General features: G+C 41.5%; 1 pseudogene. It reads right to left on the reverse strand.

From position 1 onward, the window contains the following. A pseudogene (locus HMPREF2701_RS01600) lies at window positions 1–489 on the reverse strand (virulence protein); the annotation flags it as partial.

The raw sequence follows: 489 nt of genomic DNA on the forward strand, positions 1-489 counted from the left end.
AACCTGAATTTCGCCATTTTGTAAGGCCGTCTTTGTGATAGCTGATAAGCTAGTTACTGCTCCACTAGCTATCAGTACATTTCCATATTGTACCCCTGTTACTGATGCTGCCGTACCAGCTACGATACTTGTCCCTGCTGTTGGTGGACCAGCCATGATACTCAAAACTTCGAGGGCGCCACTCGCAAAGTAAACTCCCAATCCAGAGAATATTTGAGCTACTCCACTCCAAAATTCGGCTGAATTTGCTTCAAAGTTTTGTGCTTTTAGTTCATCAAACTTTTTGTTAACCAAATGAGTATAGTCGGCATCGTATTTCCCATTTTTTGAAACGACATAACCTTGTTCAAATGGATAAATGTCAATGATATTCCCTGTTTCATCAATCTTAAGAGTGTGATTGTAGTCGTCGATTATTTTATCCCATTCGGACTTGTCGTGACCTTTTAAGCGCTTCTCTAAGTCGGCACGATAGTAGGCATCCCCATC

It is taken from the genome of Streptococcus sp. HMSC077D04 (assembly GCF_001808785.1).
Taxonomy (GTDB): Bacteria; Bacillota; Bacilli; order Lactobacillales; family Streptococcaceae; genus Streptococcus; species Streptococcus mitis_BX.